We start from the raw sequence: 23,585 nt of genomic DNA on the forward strand, positions 1-23,585 counted from the left end.
GCCGTCGGCGTTATGCCGCGCGCCTCACAGCCAGTTGACGATGCGGCGGCGCTGCCATTCGACGACGTCGTCCATGAGCTTGCCGACGATGCCGATGATGAGCATGGCGAGGATGACCACGTCGGGGCGGGACATCGAACGGCCGTCGGAGAGCATGAAGCCGACGCCGCTGGTCGCGCCGATCATTTCGGCGGCGACCACGCAGATCCATGCGCCGGAGAGGCCGAGGCGGATGCCGGTGAGCATCTGCGGCAGCGCGGCCGGCACGACGACCTGGCGGATGAACCGCCACTTGGGAATCTCATAGACGCGGCCGAGTTCGAAGTAGCGCTTGTCGATGCCCTTGATGCCGTCGACGAAGTTGACGAACATGGGGAAGAACGCGCCGATGAAGATGATGTAGACCTTGGAGTTCTCGCCGATGCCGAACCACAGGATGGCCAGCGGAATCCATGCGATGCCGGGGATGGGGCGCAGCACCTGCATGACCAGGTCGATGAAGCGTTCGAATCGTCGCGAGACGCCGGCGGCGACGCCGAGCACGGCGGCCGCGACGAACGCGACGAGGAATCCTTCGAGCACGCGTGCGATGCTGACGGCGATGTTGAGCCACAGCTCGCCGCTGCCCGCGTATTCGATGGTGGCCGAGACGATCTGCTGCGGCGTGGCCATGGCGTAGGAGGCGCTGCGTGCGCCGACGAACGCCCATACGGCCACGAGGATGACGGGCAGCGCGAGGTACAGCGCCCATTTGCCGGCCTTGGCGGAGACCTTGCCGACGACGCCGTTCCCGGCCGCCGTCTTGCGAACGGCGACGGGCTTTGCAGCGGCACCCGCCGCGGCGCCGGTCTTCACGGCGGCGTCAACGGTTTTCTTCGGCTTGACGACGGTCGTCACGCCCGAGGCCGCCTTCGACGCCGCGACGGTAAACGATGAGATTCCTGTCAGCACCTTTTCCACCATGTGCGATCATTGCCCCTTAGTCGTATCGTTCGTATTCGTGGTTTTCGAGTTGACGTTTGCGGTCAGGTAGCCGGTGTCGATGAGTTTGTCGACGTCCACCTGGGATTTGAGAATGCCGTTCTTCCACGCGAAGTCGGCGACCTCGCGGATGGCGGCGATGTCGTCGGGCTTGAGCTCCGTGGTGAACGTGAAGTGCTTCCAGATCTTCTTGAGCAGGTCGGCGCTGACGCCGAAGTCCTTGGCCACGGCGTTGGCGGCCTTGTCGGGGTCGCTGTTGATTTCGTCGGCGCCGCGCTGCACGGCGCGGTTGTAGGCGCGCACGATGTCGGGATGCGCCTTGGCGTAGCTGGTCGTGAAGTAGGAGACCATGTTGCCGCGCTTGACGCCCGTGCCGTCGGCCAGCACGCGGGCCGTGCCCTCGGTTTCGAGCTTGGTGACGTACTGCTCCCAGATGACGATGGCGTCGACGTTATGGGCCTGGATGGCGGCCACCTGATCCTCGGCGGAGAGGTTGGCGGTGTCCACGTCGTTGAGGGTCATGCCCTGTTTGGCGAGCAGCAGCGCGAGCAGATGCTGCGCGTACGAACCCGTGGCGTAGCCAACCTTCTTGCCGCGCAGGTCGGCGACCGTTTTGATTGGAGAGTCTTTGGGGACCATGATGGCGAGCGCCTTCTCGCCGTAGGCCACGTTGGAGACGATGGTGACGTCCTGTCCGGTGGATTTCGCGATGACGGCGGGCAGGTCGGCGGCGTATCCGACGTCGTCGTTGCCGGCGGCCATGGCCTCGTTCACGAGCGGGCCGCTTTTGAACGAATCCCACGTGTAGGAGGCGTGCTCCTTGGCGAGCTCCTCCTTGAGGTAGCCGAGCTCGTGGGCCACCCAGACGTCGGAGTAAAGCGGGTAAGGCTGGGCGGCGATGCGCAGGGTCGTGGTGCTGCCGTCGGAGCCGGCGTTACGTATCGCCTTGCTGCCGGCGTCGGCGATGTATTCGCTGGGCCATGCGCAGCCGGCCAGCGCCACGGCCATCACGCCGGCCAGTATGACCGCCGTGATGCGTGTGATCGCACCGCCGATTCGTGACCGCATGTGTTCCCCTTACCGCCTGTGCCGAAGATGTTTCGGACTTTGGAGCTTCCCCGTCATATACCGCCGCGTACGGCGTTCCTCGATGGGAACCGTATGCGTTGCGGCTTGATTTCATTATTCCTGCGCAATATGTCGGCGACCACGAAAATCGGCATATTGGGGTAGTCCAAAAATCTTGAGCGGTTTATTAACCGGCACGATTCCGCGGTTTTGCATGATTTCATAAGCAGCCGCTATAGCGGGGCGGCCTGTCGACCCGACGACGTCCGTTACGGTGGTTGGCGAAGGGACCGGCCGGTAACGGACGGAGGATGAATTGAACGCGTGGCGGTTCGGGGGAACCGCCGACGTTCCCAACGAAAGGACGTCATATGACGTCGATTACACGATCAACCACACTCGAGGCCGATGCGTCGGCCGCGCAATCGCAACCGATATCGCAATCGAAGGCCGCCACGAGATTCCTGGTGTTCCCGGTCGTCACGCTGATTCTCGCGCAGATGGGCACGTCGGGAGACAACGGCGCCCTGGCCATCGCCACGTCGGCGTTGACGACGCAACTTCATGCGAACATGGCGAGCATCCAATTGTCGAACATGATGTATCCGCTGATCGCCGGCTCGTTCATGGTGGCCGGCGGCTTCATCGGCACGTTGTTCGGTTGGAAGCGCACGTTCCGCACGGGTGCCGTTCTGTGCGCGATCGGCGAGCTGATTTCCGCGATTTCGCCGAACATCGACGTGTTCAATTGGGGCGGGCGTACGTTCGTCGGTCTTGGCGCGAGTCTGCTGATTCCGTCCGTGCTCGGTCTGATTCCGAAGATCTACAAGGGCTCGCAGCGCACGCTTGCGTTTGGTTGCGTGGGCGCGGCCGCGGGCGGTTTCTCGTCGTTTCTGCCGCTGGCGCTCGGCATCATCATGGGCGTGAGCGGTTTCCGCGTGGTGTATGGCGTGCTGGCCGCGTATTTCATCGTGCTGCTGCTGCTGTTGTCGTTCCGTCTGCCGCCGATCACGAAGACGGAGGTCAATCACCGGTTCGATGTGCCGGGCGTTACGTTGGCTGCCATCGGGTTCTTCCTGGTGTTGTTCGGATTGTCGCGTATTTCGGCGTGGGGTCTGGCGAAGGCGTTCCCGCAGGCGCCGTTCACGGTGTTTGGGTTGTCTCCGGCGATTCCGTTGGTCGTGCTTGGCGCCGTTGTGCTGGTCGTGCTTGGTTTCGTGGAGAAGGGCGTGGAGGAGCGTAATGGCGTGGCCTTGCTGCCGCAGTCGTTTTTGAAGACGCCGCAGGTGCTTGCCGGCCTGTATGCGTGGCTGATCACGTTCCTGTTCCTTGGTGTGCAGGGCATTCTGATGGGACCGTATCTGCAGTTGGTGGCCGGATGGTCGCCGGCCAAGGTCGGCGTGATTTCGGTGTTGTCCGGTCTGCCGACGATTCTTGTGGCGATTGGTCTGCCGAAGCTGTTGCCGGATGCGAATCCGAAGCGGGTGATTCAGTTGGGATATGTCGTCATGATTGCGGCGCTGATCATCCGCTCGTTCTCGATCACGTTGCATAGTGCGATTGGTTGGCTAGTGTTTCTTGGCACGATCATCACCGGCATCGGCGTCGGCCTGATCAATTCCCAGGCGTCGAATGTGGTGGCGTTGGCGGTGAACGAGCGTGACGCCTCGCAGTCGGGCGGCGTGCAGGGCGTGGCCCGCAATATCGGCCAGGCGTTGGGCGTGGGTATTCTCGGCGCGGTGCTGCTGTTCGGCATCACCGCGAACGTGGGTAATGCCGTGCGCGGTTCCGATGTCATCTCGCCCGAGGTCGCGAATGCGGTGACGAGCAAGAGCATCACGCTGGTCGGCGACCGGCAGTTCGAGCAGGAGATCGCCGACGTGGACGCCACGCCCGCGGAGAAGGCCGAACTGGTGAAGATCAACGCCCGGGAACGCTACAACGTCACGAGGGTCGCGTATATCGTGGCCGCCGTCATCGTCGCGTTCGGCCTGTTCACCACCCGCGGCATCACCAAGTTCAAAGAGGCCGAGGAGCGTAAAAACTGATATGCCAAGCCACACTCCACAGCTCTTCCGCAACGGCGCCATCCTTACGATGACGCCGGGGTTCGAGCATCGTCCGCTTCCAGAAGCGTTGCTCACCGACACCGACGGCCGCATCGCGTTCGTCGGTTCGCTCGACGACGCCCGCACGCGCGCCGCACGTATGGAGGCGCATGTTCGCGAGGTCGATCTGCGGGGTGCCGCGCTGCTGCCGGGACTCATCGACGCGCATAGTCATTTTTCGGGAATATCGCAGTATTTCACGGCCGCCGACCTGACCGACGCCACGTCCGTCGACGACATCGTCACCCGGCTGCAGGACTTCGCCACGCATAGCGACATTCCGCTCGACAACGGCGTGATTCTGGGCGTCGGATACGACAACACCACGCTTGCCGGGCATCGGCATCCCACCCGTCATGATCTCGACAAGGTGACGACGGATGTGCCGGTGCTGGCCGTGCACGTCTCCAGCCATATGATCGTCGCCAATTCCAAGGCGTTGGCGATGGCCGGCATCACGCGAGATACGCCGGACCCGGCGGGCGCGCGCTTCGGCCGTGAGCCCGACGGCACGCCGGACGGCCTGTGCCAGGAGCCGGCCGCCATGTTCGCCGTCTATCGTGCGCTCGACTCCCGTATGAAGATCAATCCGCTGGTCTTGGCCGATGCCATGCAGGACGAGTATCTGTCGCATGGCATCACCACCGCGCAGGATGGCGCGACGACGGCCGGCTGGGCCGACAATCTCGCGTTGCTGGCGTCGGCACGTCGGCTGCGTCTGGACGCGGTCGCGTATCCGATGCATGGTCAGGACATCGACGGCATTTTCGACCGTCACCGCGGGTATGTGGGATCGCATTACGTCAATCATCTGCGGTTCGGCGGCGTCAAGCTGATTCTTGACGGTTCGCCGCAAGGACGGACCGCCTGGGTGAGCGAACCGTATGCGCCCGGTCCGGAGGGCGATGACTTCCACGGCAATCAGGCGCTTGACGATGCCAACGTTCGTGCGTTCGCCAAATGGGCCATCGACGATGGTCTGCAGGTGATGGCGCATTGCAACGGCGACGCGGCGAACGAACAGTTCCTTGACGAATACGGCCGCGCGTACGACGAGTCGACGAACGCACGCAAGGACGAACTGCGTCCGGTGATGATTCACTGCCAGCTGACGCGCCGCGACCAGCTTTCACGTTTTAACGACTATCATATGATTCCTTCGTTCTTTGTATCGCACTGCTGGTACTGGGGGGACGTGCATCTGAAGAACTTCGGCGAGGAGCGCGGACGTCGTATCTCCGCGGTGCGCGACGCGGCGGATTTCGCCCTGCCGTACACGTTCCATACGGATTCGCCGATCATCCGGCCGAACCTGCTGGAAGCGGTCTGGTGCGCGGCCGCCCGACGGACGAAGTCGGGCGTGGAACTCAATCCGGCGCAACGGGTCGACGTGGTAGACGGCCTGCGCGCCATCACGGCCAACGCCGCGTATCAGTACGGGGAGGAGCATGACAAGGGCACGCTGGAGGTCGGCAAGCTGGCCGACCTGTGCGTGCTGGAACATAATCCGCTCGCCGTGCCGCTCGATGCGGACGGCGTTCCCGACGAATCGCTGCGCCGGCTTCGCGTACTGCGCACCTACAAATCCGGCACCCAGATCTGGCCCCGCTGACCCCGCCGTCACAAGCCCCGCCGACAGAGGGCCGACTGGGCAAATGTCTCCGCCCCCCGCCGGCGGGGGCTGGCTGCCGTCAGGCAGACTGGGGGTGGCCTGACACCACCTCAGTAATGCACCAACCACCCTCAGTCGGCTTCGCCGACAGCTCCCGCCAGCGGGAGCCGAGCCACCGTCACCCCAAGCGGAGCCGCCCTCGCCATCCCAAGCAACACCGCCCCACTGTCATCCTGCGCGACGCCACACCTCCCACTGTCATCCCGCACAACGCCGCACCTCCCACTGTCATCCCGCGCGGCGCCGCACCTCCCACTGTCATCCCGCGCGGCGCCGTACCTCCCACTGTCATCCTGCGCGACGCCGTACCTCCCACTGTCATCCTGAGCGGAGGCCGAAGGCCGGAGTCGAAGGATCTCAACCACACCCAACAGATCCTGCGACTCGCTACGCTCGCTCAGGATGACAGGAGGGGGAAGGCTCGCTCAGGATGACATAAGTCCCGCTATAACCCAGGATGATATAAGTCCCCCACTCAAATCCCACAAACCCCAATAATCCCAACGATTTATGAGGCATCATAAGCAACTCCTATACAGCATTCGGCATAAAACGGCCCGTCAATACGGTCGCCGCCGTTAGGCTGAAATCATTGTCGTATTCGCTGGGATGTCGGATACGACGCCAAATAATTGATGGGAGACCAACACCGATGACCACAGCAGTACTTTCACCGCAGGAAACGCGAATCAAGGAGCAGATCGAGCACAAGCCGGTCAAGCTCGAACATCATACGCGCGCGAACGATATCCTCGCCCGCATCCGCGCCGAGAAGCCGCACGTCGATGTGGAACGCGGCCTGCTGTTCACCGAAAGCTTCCGCGAGACCGAAGGCGAGCCGCTCGTGCTGCGCTGGGCGAAGGCGCTGTACCACTACGCCGAGAAGGCCACCGTCTACGTGGACAAGGACCAGCTGATCGTCGGCCGCGGCGGCGGCGAGGGCCGTTACGGCCTGCTGTATCCGGAACTCGACGGCGATACGCTCGACCTGGCCATCAAGAAGCTGCCGACGCGCGAAAGCTCGCCGTTCGACATCGACCCGGCCGACGCGAAGATCATCGTCGAGGAGATCGCCCCGTACTGGAAGGGCAAGACCTTCCACGAGGATCTGGCCAAGGCGCTCGGCCCCGAGACCATGAAGCTCACGTACAATCCCGACGAGGCGCTGACCTCCCGTTACGTGGTCAACGAGACCGCGTCGTTCCGTTCCAGCCTCCAGTGGGTGCATGACTACGACATCGTGCTGAAGAAGGGGTTCGGCGGCCTGAAGGCCGAGGCCGAGGCCCGTCTGGCCGAATTGGACGAGTTCTCGCCAATCGACAACTGCGAGAAGCGCCCGTTCCTCGAGGCGGAAATTTTGACCGCCGACGCGATCATCCTGTGGGCCAACCGTCACGCCGACCTGGCCGAACGTCAGGCCGCCGAGGAGACCGATCCGAAGCGCGTCGCCGAGCTGCGCCGCATCGCCGAGACCTGCCGCTGGGTGCCGGAGCATCCGGCCCGCACGTTCTACGAGGCCATGCAGAGCCAGTGGTTCACGCAGTTGTTCAGCCGCATCGAGCAGAAGACCGGCACGATTATCTCCAACGGCCGCATGGACCAGTACCTCTACCCGTTCTACAAGGCCGACAAGGAGGCGGGCCGCATCACCGCCGACGAGGCGCAGGAGCTGTTCGAATGCATGTGGGTCGACATGGCCCAGTACATCGACCTCTACCTGTCCGACGCGGGCGGCGCCTTCAACGAGGGCTACGCGCACTGGGAGGCCGTGACCATCGGAGGCCAGACCCCGGAGGGCTATGACGCGACGAACGAGCTGACGTACATCCTGCTCAAGTCGAAGCGCGAGTTCCCGCTGAACTACCCCGATCTGGCCGCGCGCATCCACACGCGCTCCCCGAAGCGCTATCTGCGCGAGGTGGCGCTGACCATCAAGAGCGGCGAAGGCTTCCCGAAGCTGCTCAACGACGAGGACGTGGTGCCGCTGCTGCTGAGCAAGGGCGCGAAGTTCGACGAAGCGCTCGACTACTCGGTCTCCGGCTGCGCCGAATGCCGCATGCCGAACCGCGACACCTACACCAGCCCGAACGCGTACATCAACTTCGCCGCCGCGCTGGAGATGGTGATGTACAACGGCCGCATGCTCAAGTACGGCGACGAGGTGCTGGGTCTCCAGACCGGCGAGTTCGAGGACTTCACGAGCTTCGACGACCTGTTCGCCGCGTTCCTCAAGCAGCAGAACAACCTGCTCAAGCACGCGTTCATCCAGCAGCATGAGATCATCCGCCTGCGCGCCGAGCACTTCGCCACGCCGCTGGGCTCGATGCTGCAGAAGCTGTGCCGCGACTCGTGCATCGACCTGCACCAGCCGAAGATCCCGGGAGGCATCGACCTCGGCTATCTCGAGTACATGGGCTATGCCACCGTCATTGATTCGCTGGCCGCCATCAAGAAACTGGTGTTCGAGGAGCATGTGCTCAGCCTGCACGAGCTCAAGGAGGCATGCGAGCACAACTTCGAAGGCTACGAGGTGATTCGCCAGCTGCTGAAGAACGCCCCGGCCTACGGCAACGACGACCCGTACGCGGACGAGATCGGCAAGATTCTCGACCGTACGGCGCAGGAGTTCACCGCCAAGTACTCCGAGCAGATCGGCGTGCACATGGACATCCGTCTGGTGCCGTTCACCAGCCATGTGCCCTTCGGCAAGGTCGTTTCGGCCACGCCCGACGGACGTCAGGCGTTCACGCCGCTCTCCGACGGCTCGTCCGCCGCGCAGGGCGCCGACCATGAGGGCCCGACCGCCATCCTGCTGTCGAACTACCTGACCAAGAACTTCGACCACAACGAGCACGCGGGCCGTCTGCTGAACATCAAGCTCTCCCCGGGCTGCGTGGCCGGCAAGGAAGGCACCGAGAAGCTCGTGGAATTCATCGAGACCTGGCGCGACCTCAAGCTGTGGCACGTGCAGTTCAACGTGATGAACAACGATACGCTGCGTGAGGCCCAGAAGCATCCGGAGCTGTACCGCAACCTCATCGTGCGCATCGCAGGCTACTCCGCGTTCTTCACCGAGTTGTCGAAGGACCTGCAGGACGAGCTCATCTCCCGCAACGAGCAGGAAACCTTCTAACCCCCGGCTTCCTCCGACGAGGAAGCCGCCATGCGCAGCATGACCGAAAAAGCAATTCCGCCTCGGCTCCCTCTGACGAGGGAGCTGTCAGGCGAAGCCTGACTGAGGGCTGAGCCGTCAAGCGGGCGGTCCAGTGGACTGCCCGTAGGCGATGCGAGCGCGAAGCATCGAGCGCGAGGACACCCCTCTTGCCTCGGCTCCCTCTGACGAGGGAGCTGTCAGGCGAAGCCTGACTGAGGGAGAGACCGCGGCGACAGCCGCAAAAAACATCCATCGGCCACAGGCCGATTCCACATTCCGATTCCATCCCATCACCCCACAGAAACCCATCATGCAGCAATCCCTCACCAGCCGAATCCTCGCGGACCGCGAGCAGTCGTCACGCCCCACCGGCGAATGGCGCCGCCTGATGCCCAAGGATTCGGCCCTGGTGTTCAACATCCAGCATTATTCGCTGCATGATGGTCCGGGAATCCGCACCATCGTATTCCTCAAGGGCTGCCCACTACGCTGCCCGTGGTGCAGCAATCCCGAATCGCAACGGTTCGGCCCCGAGGTCAGCTATGTGGCCGACAAGTGCATCGCCGCCATGGGCTGCGACCGCTGCGCCCTCGCCTGCCCCTCCGCCGTCACACCCAATATTCCTTCTGGCTCCCCCTCCCAGGGGGAGCTGTCGGCGAAGCCGACTGAGGGGGTCAACCCGCCCAACAGCACCACTTCTCCCATCACCCTCAACCGCCCCACTCTCGACCGTCTCGACCTCACCGAACTCACGTCGTTCGCCAAATCCTGCCCGTCCAAGGCGCTCACCCTCGAAGGCAAGCCGATGACCGTCGACGAGGTCCTCGACGTCGTGGAACGCGACGAGGTCTTCTTCGACCGTTCCGGCGGCGGTCTCACGGTCTCGGGCGGCGAACCGCTCGCACACCGCACGTTCCTGACGAATCTGCTCGCCGGCGCCCACGAGCGCGGCATCACAACGGCCATCGAGACCTGCGGCTATGCGCCCTACGCGTCGTTGGCGAGCGCCGCCGAGCATCTCGACACCATCCTGTTCGACATCAAGTCGATGGATTCGTCCGTGCATCGTGAATGGACCGGTTTCGGCAACGAACGCATCCTTGATAATTTCTCCCGTCTGTGCGTCGACCATCCCGAGATGCCGAAGCTGGTCCGTACGCCCGTGATTCCCGGTTTCAACGATTCGCGCGAGGACATCGCCGCGATCATCGATTTTCTGCATGGTCTTGGCGGTCGCGATGCGAACATCACGTATCAGCCGTTGAAATACCATCGTTTCGGCGAGGGCAAGTATCATGCCTTGGGCCGCGAATACCCCATGGGCTCCGTCAAACTCAGCGACGATCTGTTCAACGAGATCCGCGACGACGTGCTCGCCTCCGGCCTCGCCGCCGACGCCCTCTACCACGACGACGACCGACTACCCAAAACTTGAGTCATCATCACTCAACTTTTTCACTCCCAGCAAAATTCGGGAACACTATCCGGGAATACCGGTTGGGTGAAGTGAAAGGACAAGGCAGGAGCTCCGGAAGGGGTTCCGAGGACGGCCACGATAAACCGAGCGCCCGCGAGGGAGCTTGGGAAGCCAACCCGCCCTACTCCAAGATTTCAATTCAAGGAGTATTGATTATGGCTATGTTTCCGGCTTTGATGAATGACACGATGTTCTCGGATCTGTTTGACGACCCGTTCTTCGAGGGCTGGCGCTCCGCGGGTAACAACGCCGCGGCCGCTATGCCCACCACGATGATGAGCACGGATGTTCGTGAGACCGACAAGGCGTACGACGTCGATATCGATATGCCTGGCTTCGATAAGGACGACATCAACGTTGAGCTCAACAACGGCTACCTGACCGTTTCCGCCCACAAGGACGAGGACCACGGCGACAAGGACGACGCCGGCAAGTGGCTGCGTCGCGAGCGCTACGTCGGCACCTGCTCTCGTAGCTTCTACGTCGGCGAGGACGTGAAGGAGTCCGACATCCACGCCTCGTACAAGAACGGCACGCTGTGCCTCGAGGTTCCGAAGATCGAGGCGAAGCCGCAGGTCGAGGCCAAGCACCAGATTGCCATCGAGGGCTGATTTTCTCCCCGACGACACGAACGTTATCCCCAGAGTTTCGTCGATTGTGCACATCGCATGGTTGACGAGCCCCGGTTGATGCTTGGATTGTTCCGTCGCCGTCTCCGCCCTACGTTCTCTACGCGGACTAGATTGACGGACCGGCGAGGAAACAAGCCAAGTCATATAAAAGCCGTGATGATTGTGACGACAACCATCACGGCTTTTTTGTTTTGCATGTCGTTTTCCGCGCGTATGCGTGACCGGGTGCACGTCCGTGTGACCAGGTGCATATCATGCGTGACCGGGTACACCTGCACCCGGTCACGGTCATTGAAAAACGTTGAAATTGCAACAATCTGATATTGGCATGACCGGGTACACCTGCACCCGGTCACGATGCCCCGCACCCGGTCACACCCTCCCCTACTGGTGAATCGCCGCGTCGACGCGCGTGACCAGTTCGCGGTATTCGCGCGTCGACCGCACCGCTTCGATGTCCTCGGGACGCTCCGGATCGCGCGGGATGTCGACGGGGATGTCCATGAGCACGGTGCCGGGATGCGAGCTGAGCACAATCACGCGTGTGCCGAGGAATATCGCCTCGTCGACGCTGTGCGTGATGAAGAACACGGTTTTGCGTTTCTCCTGCCAGATGCGCCGCAGTTCCACCTGAAGATTTTCGCGGGTCAGCGCGTCCAGGGCGCCGAACGGCTCGTCCATCAGCACGAGGTCAGGGTCGGCGGCCAGCACGCGCGCGATCTGCGCACGCTGCTGCATGCCGCCGGAAAGCTCGTACGGCTTACGGTCCGCGGCGTCGGATAGCCCCACGATATGCAGGTATTCCTTGGCCGTCCGCGCACGCGACGCCGCATCGACGCCCTGGACCTTCATACCGAACTCCACGTTGCGCTGAACGTTCAGCCACGGATACAGTTGCGGCTTCTGGAACACCACGCCGCGTTTGGGACTCGGTCCGGCGATCTTCTCGCCGCCGATGAGAATCTCGCCTTCGGTGGGCTTCTCGAATCCGGCGAGCATGTTGAGCAGCGTGGTCTTGCCGCAGCCGGAACGTCCGACAACGGTGATGAAGTCGTGCCGGCGGATGGCGAAGTTGATGTCGTTCAGCGCGGTCACGTCCTCGCCACGGTCGGTGTGGAACCGTTTGACGACGTGCCGGATGTCGACGGCCACGTCGTTTGCCGCACCTACCGTATTATCGCCCGTCGTACTTCCGGATGCGATGTTGTCGCTGTCGCTCACTTGGCGGAGACCTCCTTTATGGCGTCGGCATAGAACGCCGAATCGTAGCTGCTGTTCACCGAGTCCACGCCGCCCTGCGATTTGAGGAACTTGGCGGTTTTGGCGAACACGTCCGGCAACTGCGCGAAGCTCTTCTCCTGGTCGGCGGCGGCGAGGTACGAATACCCCTTGAGCTGCTGCTTCACCTGATCAGGCTTTTCGTTCAGTTGCACGGCGATGGAGTCGATGGCGGCGGCGTCACCGTCGCGCACCTGTCCGACGGCATGGTTCTCCACGGCGGTCCAGGTCTTGAGCACGCCCGGATTGGCCTTGACGAACGCGCTGGTCGCGAGTTCGAGATCATAGGTCGGGGCGCCGGTCTTCGCGGTTTCGGCGCTCGACGTCACGGTTTTGCCGCCGTTGGATTTGAGTTCGCTGAGCACCGGATCCCACACCCAGGCGGCGTCGATTTCACCGCGCTGCCAGGCTGCGGGCATCTTGTCCGGGTCGAGGTTGACGAGCTTCACGTCGGAATCGTTCAGTCCCGCGTCGGACAATGCCGACAGCAGCGAGAAGTGCGACGTCGATCCGAACGGCACGGCGATCGTCTTGCCTTTGAGGTCCTTGATGGACGACACCCCGGAGTCGCGGGTGACCAACGATTCGGCATCACCGATCACATCGTTGATCCATACGACCTGCACCGGCAGGTCGAGAGGCTTGCTCACGGCCTTGACCGACGGGCTGGAGCCCAGCAGCGCGATATCCAGCGACTTCGCGCCGAACGCCTGCAATACGTCCGCTCCCGAGTTGAACTGGCTCCATTGGATTTTCGCCTTGGGCAGGCAGTTCTCGAGCAGCTTCTGGTCCTTGACGACCAGGTCGGCGTTCGGAATGGCCTGCCAGCCGACCCGCAGCGTGCCGGTGAAGTCGTTGTTCACGTCGGTCGGGCACTTGCCGGCGGCCGATGACGCGCCGGAATCCCCCGTGTTGCCGGCTATCTGATCGGCGGTCTTCATCTGCCCGCAGGCCGCCATCGACAGTACGGCCGCCCCCACGGCCAGCAACGACAGCGCCTTGCGTGTCAGAGTCTTGTTCAATCCGATAGACATAGTTATCCCCCTAGTTATTCCTACATTCCACATACCCCTGGCTCCCTCTGACGAGGGAGCTGTCAGGCGACGCCTGACTGAGGGAGAGACGCGAGCCACGTCCACGCATTCCACCTCGGCTCCCTCTGACGAGGGAGCTGGCCGCCGAAGGCGGTCTGAGGGAGAGAAGACACGTTGCCTCGCCAGACCGTTCACCACCCCTCAGCCCGACATGCGTCGGCCAGCTCCCCTGACAAGGGGAGCCCCTGCCGGGCACGCATCCCGTCTCGCGGCCCTACTCCTTGCCGACCCACGGCGTGAGCACGCGGATGACGAGCTGGATGATGCCGTCGAGCACCAGCGCGGCCACGCCGATCACGAGGATGCACGCGATGGTCAGCGGCGTGTTCATCTCGGTGCCGGAAAGGTACGCCAACGCGCCGATGCCGGGGATGCCGTTGTTGAGTTCGGCGGCCACGACGGTCGTCCATGCGAATCCGACGGCCAGACGGATGCCGTTCAACACCGACGGCAGTGCGCTCGGGAACATGACCAGGGCCACGAGCTGGGCCCGGTTGGCGCCGAGCGACAACGCCGAGTTGATGCGGTCGCGGTTCACGCTTTTCAGTCCGTCGATGGTGGCGAGCACGATCGGCGGGAACGCGGCGAGGAACAGCAGCCAGATCTTCGTGGTGTCGCCGATGCCGAACCAGACGATGAGCAGGCCGATGTAGCCGAGCGGCGGCAGCGCACGAACGAAGTTGATGTACGGCATGATGAGCCGGTTCAGCCAGCGCACGCCGGACAGCACGAATCCCAACACCACGCCGACGACGATGGACAACGCAAGTCCCACGCCGATGCGTTCGAGGCTCATGAGCAGATGCTGCCAGAGGAAGTACTGCTGTACACCGCAGACGATGCGCGTGGAGCCCGCCGCAATGGGATTGCACGTGTTGGCGCGCACGAACGCGTTCCACACGGCGCCCGGGCTGGGCAGATACAGCGGGTTGACGAGCTTCGCCGCCGTCACGGCCCACCATGCCGCCACGAATACCAGCAGCGATACCAATCCCTGCGCCTTGCCGACCGGCAATTTTCTCCGCGCGACGGCATTGTTTCCAGGTTCCGGCGCAATGGAGCTGATACGCTCCTTCACCTTGCCGGCAGGTATGCTTACTGCGGTCATAGTCGTTCGTCCCCTTCTGCGTTTCCGATTGCGTCCCGCCGTCGTTCCGCCGACGTCCCGTATTCGGCGACCCATGATGTTGCATCACGAGGAGGCGAGCAGTCGGAATCCCCATGACATCCTGAAATCTTCAGCTTCCCCAACCAACCGGAAAGCTTGCTCCCCACATTAATCCCGCCGCATGGGCCCGAGGCCCGATATGGCGAAAACGCTTATAGGCTTTCGCTATGACGTATTCCCAATCGTTGATTTCCCTAGTAAAACACAGGTCGTTGTCGTCTTTTTCCGTAAATCGTTTTCTGCGTATACTGCCAATCAGCCTACGACAATCGTAGTGTTTGCAATCGTTATTTCATACGAGGGGGATGTCCATATGAGTAGTCTGTCCGGCGAGGAAGTCGCGCGCCTGCATGAGGAATACGTGCTGCAACCATGGGCCAAGCAAGGTGCCCCGGCCACGCCGGTCAAGCGCGCGGAAGGCATCTACTTCTGGGATTATGACGGCAAACGCTATGCCGATATGAGTTCGCAGATGGTGTGCTCGAACCTTGGCCATCAGAACCAGGTGGTCGTCGACGCCATCAAGAAGCAGGCCGACGAACTGTGCTATATCGCGCCGAGCTTCGCGGTCGAACCGCGTGGCAGGCTGGCCAAGTTGCTGGTCGACATCGCCGGCGCCGAGCATTTCCAGCGGGTGTTCTTCACGCTGGGTGGTTCGGATTCCAATGAGAACGCCATCGAAATCGCGCGGTTCTATACGGGACGTCCGAAGATTCTCTCCTGCTACCGGTCGTACCACGGTTCCACGCTGGGTTCGGCGTTCGCCAGCGGCGACTGGCGTCGTTTCGCCTATGAGACGGGCGGCGCCGCCCCGTCGTTCGTGCATTTTCTCAATCCGAGCGTGTATGAGGACGGTTTCGACCGTACGCCGGAGGATGAGGCCCGTTGCACGCGGCAGTATCTTCGCCAGCTGGAGCAGCAGATTGACTATGAGGGCCCGGAGACGATCGCCGCAGTGCTCATGGAGTCGATCGTGGGCGCGAACGGCGTGCTGATTCCGCCGAAGGGCTATATGGAGGGCGTTGCGGAACTGTGCCGCAAGCATGGCATCCTGCTGATCTGCGACGAGGTGATGGCCGGGTTCGCGCGTTCGGGGAAGATGTTCACGTGGCAGAACTTCGATCTCGTGCCCGATCTCATCACGTTCGCCAAGGGTGTGACCGGCGCGATGGTCCCGCTCGGCGGCGTGATTGCCAGCAAGGAAATCTCGAAGTTCTTCGAAAGCCATCCGTTGCCCTGCGGACTGACGTATTCGGGGCACCCGCTGGCGTGCGCGGCCGGCGTCGCCGCCACGCAGTACTACCTCGACCACGACATCTGCGCCCACGTGAAGCAGCTCGAAGGCGTGCTCAAGCCGCGTCTTGAGGAGTTCGCCGAGCGTCACGCCTGCGTGGGCGAGGCCCGCTGCATCGGCCTGTTCGCCGCGCTGACGCTGGTGAAGGACAAGACGACCCGTGAGCTGTTGGCCCCGTATCACACCGCGAACGGCCGCATGCCCGCCATCTTCGCCGAACTGAAGAAGCGTGGCTTCTACACGTTCGGCCGCGAGTCGAACCTCAACGTCTGCCCGCCGCTCATCATCACCGAGGACGAGCTCAACGAGCAGCTCGATATCCTCGACGAGGTCCTCACCTGGGCCGACCACGAATTCTGCGAATAGCCCCATGTCATCCTGAGCGAGCGCCCCTCCCTGTCATCCTGAGCGAGCGCCCCTCCCTGTCATCCTGAGCGAGCGCCCCTCCCTGTCATCCTGAGCGAGCGCCCCCCTTCACCCTTGTCATCCTGAGCGGAGGCCGTAGGCCGGAGTCGAAGGATCTTCAATCAACGCAAAGATCCTTCGCCTCGCTCCGCTCGCTCAGGATGACAGCAGTGAGTACGAAAAGGCCCGCGTGGTGCAATATGCATCGCGCGGGCCTTTTCCGTTCTGCCGAAGCCCCCGTCAGCTGTGCAGCGGCTGCTTGCGGTCGGGATACAGTTCCTCCGAAAGGTGGTTCACCGCGCGCGGCACCTCGCCGAAGCCCGCGGAGATGAGCTTCACCTTACCCGGATAGTTCACCGCGTCGCCCACGCCGTAGATGCCCGGCACCGACGTCTCCAGGAACTCGTTCACCTGCAGGTCGCCGCGCTTGACCGGCAGTCCCCAGTCGCGCAGCAGATGGTTGTCGGACGTGAACCCGTAGTTCACCAGCAGGGCGTCGACGTGCAGCGACGGCTGGTCGTCGCCCTTCACCTGCGCCAGGTCGACGCGCAATCCCTCGTTCTCGTCCACCACGTCCACGAACTTGTACGGGGTCAGGATCTCCACGGAGGATTCCTTGAGCTGTGCGACGCTGGACTCCAGCGCACGGAAGTTGTCGCGTCGGTGGATGAGCGTCACGTGGGCCGCGATCTTCTCGAGTTCGAGAGCCCAGTCGATGGCCGCGTCGCCGCCGCCGGCCACGACCACGTTCTTGCCTTCGAAGTCGGCCAGCCTCTTGACGAAGTAGAACACCTTGTTGCCGTCGAGTCCGTCTCGGTCGTAGTCGATGGCGAGCGGTCGGGGTGCGAACGCGCCGCTGCCGATGGCCACGATCACGCTGCGCGTGTGCACGGAACGGGTTTTCGTCGTCAATACGAACGTGCCGTCGTCGAGCCGTTCCAGTCCCTGCACCTCTTCGTTCACGTGTACGCCGATGCGGTCGCCGAATGAGTCGATCTGCCGCTGCAGGTTGGCGATGAGTTCGGCGCCGGTGCCGGAGACGAAGCCGGCGATGTCGTGGATCGGCTTCTCCGGATACAATGCCGCCACCTGGCCGCCCAGCTGCGGCAGACTGTCGATGAGCTGCACGCTGAGATTGCGCATGGCCGAGTAGAACGCCGTGAACATGCCGACCGGGCCGCCGCCGATCACCACGACGTCGGTCGTTCCACCGTCCGCGGTCACGTTATCGGTATCGCTCATAATCGAAAATCCCCCATGAATCATAAGAAAACGGTTGACGATACGCGTCAGTATACGGATTCATCCCCGTCCGCGAAACGATGCCACATTCCCGCGAATCGTTGGAATTCCAACGATTGATAACGACTCACAAATAGAACCGTCACCGCATTCGACGCCCACGTAACACGACCGACGTCATATAATCGTTGCAATTCCAACGATTTGACGCGTTTTTGGCACCCTTCGCCCGTTTTGACAGCCACCCTCGCGGATTTGTACGCTTCCGTCTTGTTACAAGACATTACAGGGCCAGTCGTCGCTGCCATCGACACCGACATCGACGACGCGTTGGAAGGGGACGAGCCGGGGCCATGAGTTACACCGCAACCTGGGCGGATCAGAAACTGAACGCCAACGAGATCAGCAAGCTCAAGGAGGACGGCCTTGACGTGTTCAAGGACCTTCCCGAACTGGTGAAGAAGCCGTTCTCGGAAGTCGATAAAAGCTACTTCATGTACTTCAAGTACGCCGGTCTTACGGTGCAGAAGCCGCAGGACGAGGGCTACTTCATGATGCGCATCAAGATTCCCGGTGGCCGCATCAACATCAAGCAGGCCGACCATATCGCATGGATCGGCGAGCATTACGGCCATGGCGTCATCGACCTGACGACCCGTCAGGCGGTGCAATATCATTGGATTCCGTTCGCCGAGCTGGTCGATATCTTCGCCGGCATCGAGAACGTGGGTCTGACGACGGTCGGCGCCGAGGGCGATATCACGCGTAACGTCATCGACAACACGCTGTCGGGCATCGATCCGAACGAACTGTTCGACACCCGTCAGACCGTGCTTGACGTGTACCGTCGCTTCCAGGGCAACTACGACTATTCCAACCTGCCGCGCAAGTTCAAAATCTCCATCAGCAGCAACCTGTACAACGCCGCCGACGCCGAGATCAACGACCTGGCGTTTGTGCCGGCGACGAAGCGCATCGGCCGCCATACGGTCAAGGGCTTCAACGTGAAGGTGGGCGGCGGCCTTGGCATGAAGCCGTATCTGGCGCAGCAGCTCAACATCTTCGTGACGCCGGATCGTGTGGCCGACGTGGCCGAGGTGGTCTGCCGCATCTACCGTGACTACGGCTATCGTCGCAGCCGCTCGAAGGCCCGCCTCAAGTTCCTGGTCAAGGATTGGGGTGCGGAGAAGTTCGAGGACAAGGTGCGCGAGTACATGCCCGACCTGCAGACCAAGGGCCGCGACCGGACCAAGGGTTGGAACAACGGCAACGCGCTCGGCGTGCACCGCCAGCTGCAGAAGGACTTCTATTATGTCGGCGTCTCCGTGCCGTCGGGCCGTATTTCGGCCGATGATTTCAAGGCGCTGGTGGACGTGGCCCGTGAGTACGGCAAGGATGAGATCCGTTTCGACCACTGCCAGAACATGATCATCCCGTGGATTCCCGCGGACAGGATCAAGGAGGTCGAGGCGCTGCCGATCTTCGAGAAGTTCTCGCTGCACCCGCATCTCATCGCCGACTACGGCAACACGTGCACGGGCGCCGAATACTGCAATCTCGCCAACACGCTGACGAAGTCCATCTTCAAGCCGCTGGTCGAGGAGCTTGACAGCCGCTTCTCGTTCGACAGCCCGTTGAACGTGACGATGACCGGCTGCGGCAACAACTGCGCGCACCGTTCCATCGCCGACATCGGCGTGGAGGGCGTGCACGCCCGTACGCCCGACCGTCAGCATGTGCCGGGCTTCAAGCTGTCGGTGGGCGGCAGCCTGGTGAACGGCGGCCATTTCAACGAGCAGTTGAAGGGCACGTTCTCCCAGGCTCAGCTGGCCGATTCCATTTCGGCGCTGCTGGCCGACTACCGCGACAACCATGAGGGGTCCGAGACGTTCTACGAGTACTACTCGCGTACCGGCACGGACCACTTCCAGGAAGTTTTGAACAATTACACCGCAACCATTCCCGCAACGGAGGTACTGAGATAATGAGCACCAAGATCATCTTCACCAGCGCGACTGGCAACACCAAGGAGGCCGTCGAGCTTCTGGAGGAAGCCCTTCAGGACCTCGATCAGGACGTTGAGGTGTTCGATGCCGAGGACGGCGTGGAAGTCGACGAGTTCTTCGATGACGCCGACAACTACGTCGTGGCCAGCTGGAGCGACGGCGACAACGGCGAGGTCCCCGGCGGCATCGTGGACTTCTACGACGACCTTGACGGCTACGACCTGTCCGGCAAGAAGGTCGCGGTGCTGGGCACCGGCGACACCAGCTACCCACACTTCTGCGCGGCGGTGGACATCTTCGAGAAGCTCCTCAAGGAGGACGGCGCCGAACTCGTGGCCGAGCCGCTGAAGATCGAGCTCGCTCCCGATGACGACGCCATCGAGAAGATCAAGGCCCTCGCCAAGACCCTCGCCGACTGAGCATCTACTCTCTGTCCGCTGGGATGGGCGATATGCGACGCGCCTCTTCTTGGCTCCCCTCTTGGAGGGGAGCTGTCGGCACAGCCGACTGAGGGGAGGCCACCCACCCCAACCCTAAGTACGAGAGCCGGCGGTCATGACATCCTCGTGACTGCCGGCGTTTTAAGTACTCCCTAGTGCCGATGGGGCATATGGTGCCCGACCGTAAGCTAGTGAAGGCGTCTGCTAGGCTTGCCAAGCAGACGTCGGAACGGCGGCCGAACGGCCTTGAGTGTGTCGGGCACCATATGTCCCACCGGCGCCCTCGCACCACCCAAACGCGTCATTATTCACCAGTCCAAAGGAGCACCCCATGACCACCGGCTACCTCTACGTCCTGCATGGACGCCGCGGCAAGATTCCCGAGTCGAATCTCGAACTGCTGGGCGATTTCATCAAGGACGCCGGCCAGAACGGTCGTATCGCGTTCCTAGAGGGCGAGGAGCAGACGTTGGAGGATGGCATCCGTGTGTTGCAGGCCGGAAACGACCATCTGGTCATCGTGCCGGTGCTGTTGTATTCGGCGACGCATATGCGCTGGGACATTCCGCAGCGTACGCGTGAGGTCATCGATCCGAATGTATCGCTTGAGGTGACGGAGCCGTTGGCCACGACGAAGGCCGTGCATGATTATCTGCTGGATTTGCTGGGCAGGGCGGTGAAGGAGCATCCGGAGCGCAAGGTGCTGCTGGTGGCGCATGGCACGCCGCATTTCCCGGAACCGTTCGAGCAGCTGACCTCGCTGGCGGAGGATATCGAACGCCGTATCGGTGTGCCGATCATCTGCACGAATCATATCGGTTCGCCGCGTATCGAGGATACGTTGGCGCATCCGGAGGCGCAGGGTCCGTTGATTGTGGAGCGTCTGTTCCTGACGGATGGTCGTTTGGCGAATAAGATCAAGGCCCGTGTGGAGGCGTTGAACGACGATACGGTGTTCCTGCCGACGATGGAGGATGATCCGGTCATCGTCGACGCCATCAAGGAGCGTCTCGCCGAACTATAGCCGTCCCTTCTCCCAACGTTGTAGCCCTATCCGTTTTGTGTCACTATCCGCGTTGCGGCTCTATTCGTTTTGTGGTCCTCTCCGTTTTGTGTCACTATCCGTTTTGTGGGTCTCTCCGTTCATTAATCGGTTTGTGGGCCTAATGAAACGGATTCGTGGGTCCAACGGAACGGATTCGTGGGCTCACCCGTTCCCTATCCGGTTTTGTGGGTCTAAAGAAATGGTCTTGTGGGTCTATCGGATTGCGCTGCGGGATTTGTGGGCCTAGCCCATTCAATAACCGTGGGTCTATCCGTTCATTAACGGGTTTGTGGGTCTACGACATACATGAGGAAGCCAAAAACACCTTCCTCGCGAACGCATAGACCCACTTTCATTTTTCGCGACCTGATAGACCCGCAAATTGGAATCATGGGATAATGGTGCGTATGACTGATTCCCGTGAAGATGCACTAAGCCCTACCGCGCGCGACATCGTGGAGGGCATCGATGCCTTCAATGAGAAAGTGACCGACATGCGTAAGAATTTCGAAGCCGATCCCGATGATGCGATCGACAAGCTCGTCAAGCTCGCTTTTCCCGCGGTCGCCGGTTTTGTGGCGAGCAAGGCGTTGGAGATGATGTGGAACCACGGGACGCCCAAGCATGCGCCGAAGATCGGCGTCGTGCGCGGCATGGTCAATTCGGCCGTGTTCGCGGGGATTTCGGCCGCCGTGGGCGCAATGGTCTCGCAGGCCAGTGAGCATGGTTCCCAAGCGCTGGTGAATCGTCGTCACCGTAAGAACCGTTGATTCCGGCTGTATCCCCAAAGTTGTTCCGATAATCACCATATGACTGGTGACGTGCGCCCTAACTATTCAACAATACTGAAACCGGTCTGCCGTATCCCGTCACTTCACCGATGATGAAATGCCCCTCCGGCTTGGCCGCTATCGGTGCCAGAATCGATATATGGCAAATACCTCATATGATCTTCATAATCCGACCATCGAGACGCTGCTGAATCGTCGTTCCATTCGTGCGTTCGCCGATGAGGCGATTCCGGACGATGTCGTCGATACGTTGGAATCCGTGGCGCAGCATGCGGCGTCAAGCCAGTATCTCAATGACTGGTCTGCTATTCGCATCTCCGATTCGAAGACTGCTGCGAAACTGGCTGAGATTGGCAAACAGCCGTATATCGCACAGGCGCCGTTGCTGTATGTTTTCGTGCTGGACGAGCATCGCAATGCGCAGATCGCCGCGGCGAAGGGCGTGGACGTGGATTCCGATGCGTTTACGCTGAACGGCAGCTACCGCTTCTCGCAGGCGCAGAACGATGCCGTCCTGGCGTTGCATGCGATGGAGACCGCGGCATATTCGCTGGGCTTGGGTTGTGTGATTCTGGGTTCGTTGCTGAATGATGTGGACGCGTTGATTGATGTGCTGAAGCTGCCGAAGTACACGTATCCGGTGCTGGGTTTGGCGATTGGCAAGCCGGCGCAGGAGCCGGCGTTGAAGCCGCGTATGCCGAAGAGTGTGCAGTTCTTCGAAAATGAATATCCCCAGAGTTTCGATGATGTGTTGACAACCATCGCTGATTTCGACGCGGATGTGCATCAGTACTATGATTTGCGGAACACTGAGCGTCCGGTGGATGCGTTCAGCGACCAGATTGCGAAGAACGCCGTGGCCGATATGACCGGCCGCACGGTTGGAGAACCGGCCGCCCGTCAGGGGTTCCGCTTGGACAGGTGAATCCGGCTGTGTAGTAATCGCTACCCCTCAGTCTGCCTTCGGCACCAGCTCCCCTGACAAGGGGAGCCGAGGGTTCGAGCCTCAGCCCGACCAGCCCAGGCCAGTTCCCCTGACAAAGGGAGCCCACGCTTCCGCTATCACACCAGTAGCCGCCCCTCCATAGCCTCCACCTAGCGGGAGGAGCGATATGTGTTTCCAGACCGTAAGCAGCGAAGGCACCTGCTAGGCTTGCCAAGCAGGTGCCGGAGTGAGGCCGAACGGCCTTGAGTGTGTCGAGAAACCTGTACCGGCCTCTCGCCTACGCGCCAGCTATGACAGTCAGCGGCGCCGTGGCTTGTAGCCTTTCTTGCGTGAATGCGGCTTGATCTGCTGGTTCAGCGGCACATGCACCCATGAGTTTTCGGGTGAATGGCTGGTGAGGTGCCATGTTCCGCAGTATTGGCAGCGGTATACCCAGAGTTGTGCGCCGCGTTCGATGAAGCTTTGTTCCGCCGCATGCTCGGCCTGCGCCTTGTCGTGATACATGATTTTGGATGAGGTGGCGCAACGCTTTGGCGTGAAGAAGTGCATGACCGCCATGATAGAACAGCCTCCCCGACGTATCGGAGTCTGGCCGTGCATTGTTGTCTGGATATGGGAAAACCCCAAACCATTGGTTTGGGGTTTTCGTAACGTGTGTTGCGGCGGTGTGCTACTCTCCCACACCCTGTCGGGTGCAGTACCATCGCCGTGCCGGGTCTTAGCTTCCGGGTTCGGAATGGGACCGGGCGTCTCCCCCGGGCCATGACCGCCGCAAAATCTGTTT

The 23,585-nt window shown here is 61.7% G+C and carries 18 protein-coding genes and 1 rRNA gene; 11 read left to right on the plus strand and 8 right to left on the minus strand.

Annotation, left to right across the window (positions count from 1 at the left end):
* Window positions 1-24: 24 nt before the first annotated feature.
* Window positions 25-951, minus strand: a complete 927-nt coding sequence (locus KIH77_RS06535) for an ABC transporter permease (protein ID WP_219100249.1) — start codon at window positions 949-951, stop codon at window positions 25-27.
* Between the two features lie 18 nt (window positions 952-969).
* Window positions 970-2,049, minus strand: coding sequence for an aliphatic sulfonate ABC transporter substrate-binding protein (locus KIH77_RS06540; protein ID WP_163200492.1), 1,080 nt, complete (start codon window positions 2,047-2,049; stop codon window positions 970-972).
* A gap of 371 nt (window positions 2,050-2,420) precedes the next feature.
* Between KIH77_RS06540 and KIH77_RS06545 the strand changes: the two genes are divergently transcribed.
* The 5 genes from KIH77_RS06545 to KIH77_RS06565 all read left to right on the plus strand — a co-directional run bounded on the left by KIH77_RS06545 (window position 2,421) and on the right by KIH77_RS06565 (window position 11,071).
* Window positions 2,421-4,097, plus strand: coding sequence for an MFS transporter (locus tag KIH77_RS06545; protein WP_163200491.1), 1,677 nt, complete (start codon window positions 2,421-2,423; stop codon window positions 4,095-4,097).
* 1 nt (window position 4,098) lies between these two features.
* The gene (locus tag KIH77_RS06550) at window positions 4,099-5,769 is read left to right on the plus strand and encodes an amidohydrolase (protein WP_219100250.1); all 1,671 of its coding nucleotides are present in this window, start codon (window positions 4,099-4,101) and stop codon (window positions 5,767-5,769) included.
* Window positions 5,770-6,481: 712 nt separating this feature from the next.
* A complete protein-coding gene (gene hpsG, locus KIH77_RS06555; RefSeq protein WP_219100251.1) occupies window positions 6,482-8,962 on the plus strand; it encodes a (2S)-3-sulfopropanediol dehydratase in 2,481 nt (826 codons plus the stop codon).
* Window positions 8,963-9,293: 331 nt separating this feature from the next.
* On the plus strand, window positions 9,294-10,418 hold the full coding sequence (locus KIH77_RS06560; RefSeq protein WP_236024520.1) for a glycyl-radical enzyme activating protein: 1,125 nt from the start codon (window positions 9,294-9,296) through the stop codon (window positions 10,416-10,418).
* Window positions 10,419-10,615: 197 nt separating this feature from the next.
* Complete coding sequence (locus KIH77_RS06565; RefSeq protein ID WP_219100252.1) at window positions 10,616-11,071, plus strand: Hsp20/alpha crystallin family protein; 456 nt, start codon at window positions 10,616-10,618, stop codon at window positions 11,069-11,071.
* 405 nt (window positions 11,072-11,476) lie between these two features.
* On the opposite strand, the gene KIH77_RS06570 is transcribed toward KIH77_RS06565, so the two are convergent.
* The 3 genes from KIH77_RS06570 to KIH77_RS06580 all read right to left on the minus strand — a co-directional run bounded on the left by KIH77_RS06570 (window position 11,477) and on the right by KIH77_RS06580 (window position 14,572).
* On the minus strand, window positions 11,477-12,313 hold the full coding sequence (locus KIH77_RS06570; protein WP_219100253.1) for an ABC transporter ATP-binding protein: 837 nt from the start codon (window positions 12,311-12,313) through the stop codon (window positions 11,477-11,479).
* Entirely contained in the window at window positions 12,310-13,404 is a 1,095-nt protein-coding gene (locus KIH77_RS06575) for a taurine ABC transporter substrate-binding protein (protein WP_219100254.1), read from the minus strand. Before KIH77_RS06575 ends, KIH77_RS06570 begins: the two co-directional genes overlap by 4 nt.
* Before the next feature lie 274 nt (window positions 13,405-13,678).
* On the minus strand, window positions 13,679-14,572 hold the full coding sequence (locus KIH77_RS06580; RefSeq protein WP_219100255.1) for an ABC transporter permease: 894 nt from the start codon (window positions 14,570-14,572) through the stop codon (window positions 13,679-13,681).
* Between the two features lie 373 nt (window positions 14,573-14,945).
* Here KIH77_RS06580 and KIH77_RS06585 point away from each other — a divergent pair, with 373 nt between their 5' ends.
* Window positions 14,946-16,292, plus strand: a complete 1,347-nt coding sequence (locus tag KIH77_RS06585) for an aminotransferase class III-fold pyridoxal phosphate-dependent enzyme (protein WP_219100256.1) — start codon at window positions 14,946-14,948, stop codon at window positions 16,290-16,292.
* Window positions 16,293-16,571: 279 nt separating this feature from the next.
* On the opposite strand, the gene KIH77_RS06590 is transcribed toward KIH77_RS06585, so the two are convergent.
* The gene (locus KIH77_RS06590; protein ID WP_219100257.1) at window positions 16,572-17,573 is read right to left on the minus strand and encodes an NAD(P)/FAD-dependent oxidoreductase; all 1,002 of its coding nucleotides are present in this window, start codon (window positions 17,571-17,573) and stop codon (window positions 16,572-16,574) included.
* Window positions 17,574-17,926: 353 nt separating this feature from the next.
* Here KIH77_RS06590 and KIH77_RS06595 point away from each other — a divergent pair, with 353 nt between their 5' ends.
* The 5 genes from KIH77_RS06595 (at window position 17,927) to KIH77_RS06615 (ending at window position 22,780) form a co-directional block, all read left to right on the plus strand.
* Window positions 17,927-19,558 carry a nitrite/sulfite reductase gene (locus KIH77_RS06595; protein WP_219100258.1) on the plus strand — a complete coding sequence of 544 codons (1,632 nt, stop codon included), beginning with the start codon at window positions 17,927-17,929 and terminating at the stop codon, window positions 19,556-19,558.
* Window positions 19,558-19,998 (plus strand): flavodoxin domain-containing protein, encoded by a 441-nt coding sequence (locus tag KIH77_RS06600; protein WP_219100259.1) that lies wholly within the window; start codon window positions 19,558-19,560, stop codon window positions 19,996-19,998. Before KIH77_RS06595 ends, KIH77_RS06600 begins: the two co-directional genes overlap by 1 nt.
* A 352-nt stretch (window positions 19,999-20,350) precedes the next feature.
* Window positions 20,351-21,043: a sirohydrochlorin chelatase gene (locus tag KIH77_RS06605; protein WP_219100260.1), complete on the plus strand. Its 693-nt coding sequence runs from the start codon at window positions 20,351-20,353 to the stop codon at window positions 21,041-21,043.
* Between the two features lie 428 nt (window positions 21,044-21,471).
* A complete protein-coding gene (locus KIH77_RS06610; RefSeq protein WP_219100261.1) occupies window positions 21,472-21,834 on the plus strand; it encodes a DUF4235 domain-containing protein in 363 nt (120 codons plus the stop codon).
* 160 nt (window positions 21,835-21,994) lie between these two features.
* Window positions 21,995-22,780 carry a nitroreductase family protein gene (locus KIH77_RS06615; protein ID WP_219100262.1) on the plus strand — a complete coding sequence of 262 codons (786 nt, stop codon included), beginning with the start codon at window positions 21,995-21,997 and terminating at the stop codon, window positions 22,778-22,780.
* Window positions 22,781-23,098: 318 nt separating this feature from the next.
* Here KIH77_RS06615 and KIH77_RS10455 read toward each other — a convergent pair whose 3' ends face one another.
* Both KIH77_RS10455 and rrf read right to left on the minus strand, forming a co-directional pair.
* Window positions 23,099-23,350 carry a hypothetical protein gene (locus KIH77_RS10455; RefSeq protein ID WP_236024528.1) on the minus strand — a complete coding sequence of 84 codons (252 nt, stop codon included), beginning with the start codon at window positions 23,348-23,350 and terminating at the stop codon, window positions 23,099-23,101.
* A gap of 108 nt (window positions 23,351-23,458) precedes the next feature.
* Window positions 23,459-23,575, minus strand: a 5S ribosomal RNA gene (gene rrf, locus KIH77_RS06620).
* Window positions 23,576-23,585 lie beyond the last annotated feature (10 nt).

Origin of the sequence: Bifidobacterium pluvialisilvae (assembly GCF_019331695.1) — a bacterium.
Lineage (GTDB): Bacteria > Actinomycetota > Actinomycetes > Actinomycetales > Bifidobacteriaceae > Galliscardovia > Galliscardovia pluvialisilvae.

Bases quoted from the DNA above. Each gene is read 5' to 3' on its own strand.
- KIH77_RS06615 (WP_219100262.1), top strand. From the start codon at position 21,995: ATGGCAAATACCTCATATGATCTTCATAATCCGACCATCGAGACGCTG.
- KIH77_RS06610 (WP_219100261.1), top strand. From the start codon at position 21,472: ATGACTGATTCCCGTGAAGATGCACTAAGCCCTACCGCGCGCGACATC.
- KIH77_RS06590 (WP_219100257.1), bottom strand. From the start codon at position 17,573: ATGAGCGATACCGATAACGTGACCGCGGACGGTGGAACGACCGACGTC.
- KIH77_RS06585 (WP_219100256.1), top strand. From the start codon at position 14,946: ATGAGTAGTCTGTCCGGCGAGGAAGTCGCGCGCCTGCATGAGGAATAC.
- hpsG (WP_219100251.1), top strand. From the start codon at position 6,482: ATGACCACAGCAGTACTTTCACCGCAGGAAACGCGAATCAAGGAGCAG.
- KIH77_RS06605 (WP_219100260.1), top strand. From the start codon at position 20,351: ATGACCACCGGCTACCTCTACGTCCTGCATGGACGCCGCGGCAAGATT.
- KIH77_RS06565 (WP_219100252.1), top strand. From the start codon at position 10,616: ATGGCTATGTTTCCGGCTTTGATGAATGACACGATGTTCTCGGATCTG.
- KIH77_RS10455 (WP_236024528.1), bottom strand. From the start codon at position 23,350: ATGCACTTCTTCACGCCAAAGCGTTGCGCCACCTCATCCAAAATCATG.
- KIH77_RS06595 (WP_219100258.1), top strand. From the start codon at position 17,927: ATGAGTTACACCGCAACCTGGGCGGATCAGAAACTGAACGCCAACGAG.
- KIH77_RS06560 (WP_236024520.1), top strand. From the start codon at position 9,294: ATGCAGCAATCCCTCACCAGCCGAATCCTCGCGGACCGCGAGCAGTCG.
- KIH77_RS06545 (WP_163200491.1), top strand. From the start codon at position 2,421: ATGACGTCGATTACACGATCAACCACACTCGAGGCCGATGCGTCGGCC.
- KIH77_RS06580 (WP_219100255.1), bottom strand. From the start codon at position 14,572: ATGACCGCAGTAAGCATACCTGCCGGCAAGGTGAAGGAGCGTATCAGC.
- KIH77_RS06540 (WP_163200492.1), bottom strand. From the start codon at position 2,049: ATGCGGTCACGAATCGGCGGTGCGATCACACGCATCACGGCGGTCATA.
- KIH77_RS06600 (WP_219100259.1), top strand. From the start codon at position 19,558: ATGAGCACCAAGATCATCTTCACCAGCGCGACTGGCAACACCAAGGAG.
- KIH77_RS06575 (WP_219100254.1), bottom strand. From the start codon at position 13,404: ATGTCTATCGGATTGAACAAGACTCTGACACGCAAGGCGCTGTCGTTG.
- KIH77_RS06550 (WP_219100250.1), top strand. From the start codon at position 4,099: ATGCCAAGCCACACTCCACAGCTCTTCCGCAACGGCGCCATCCTTACG.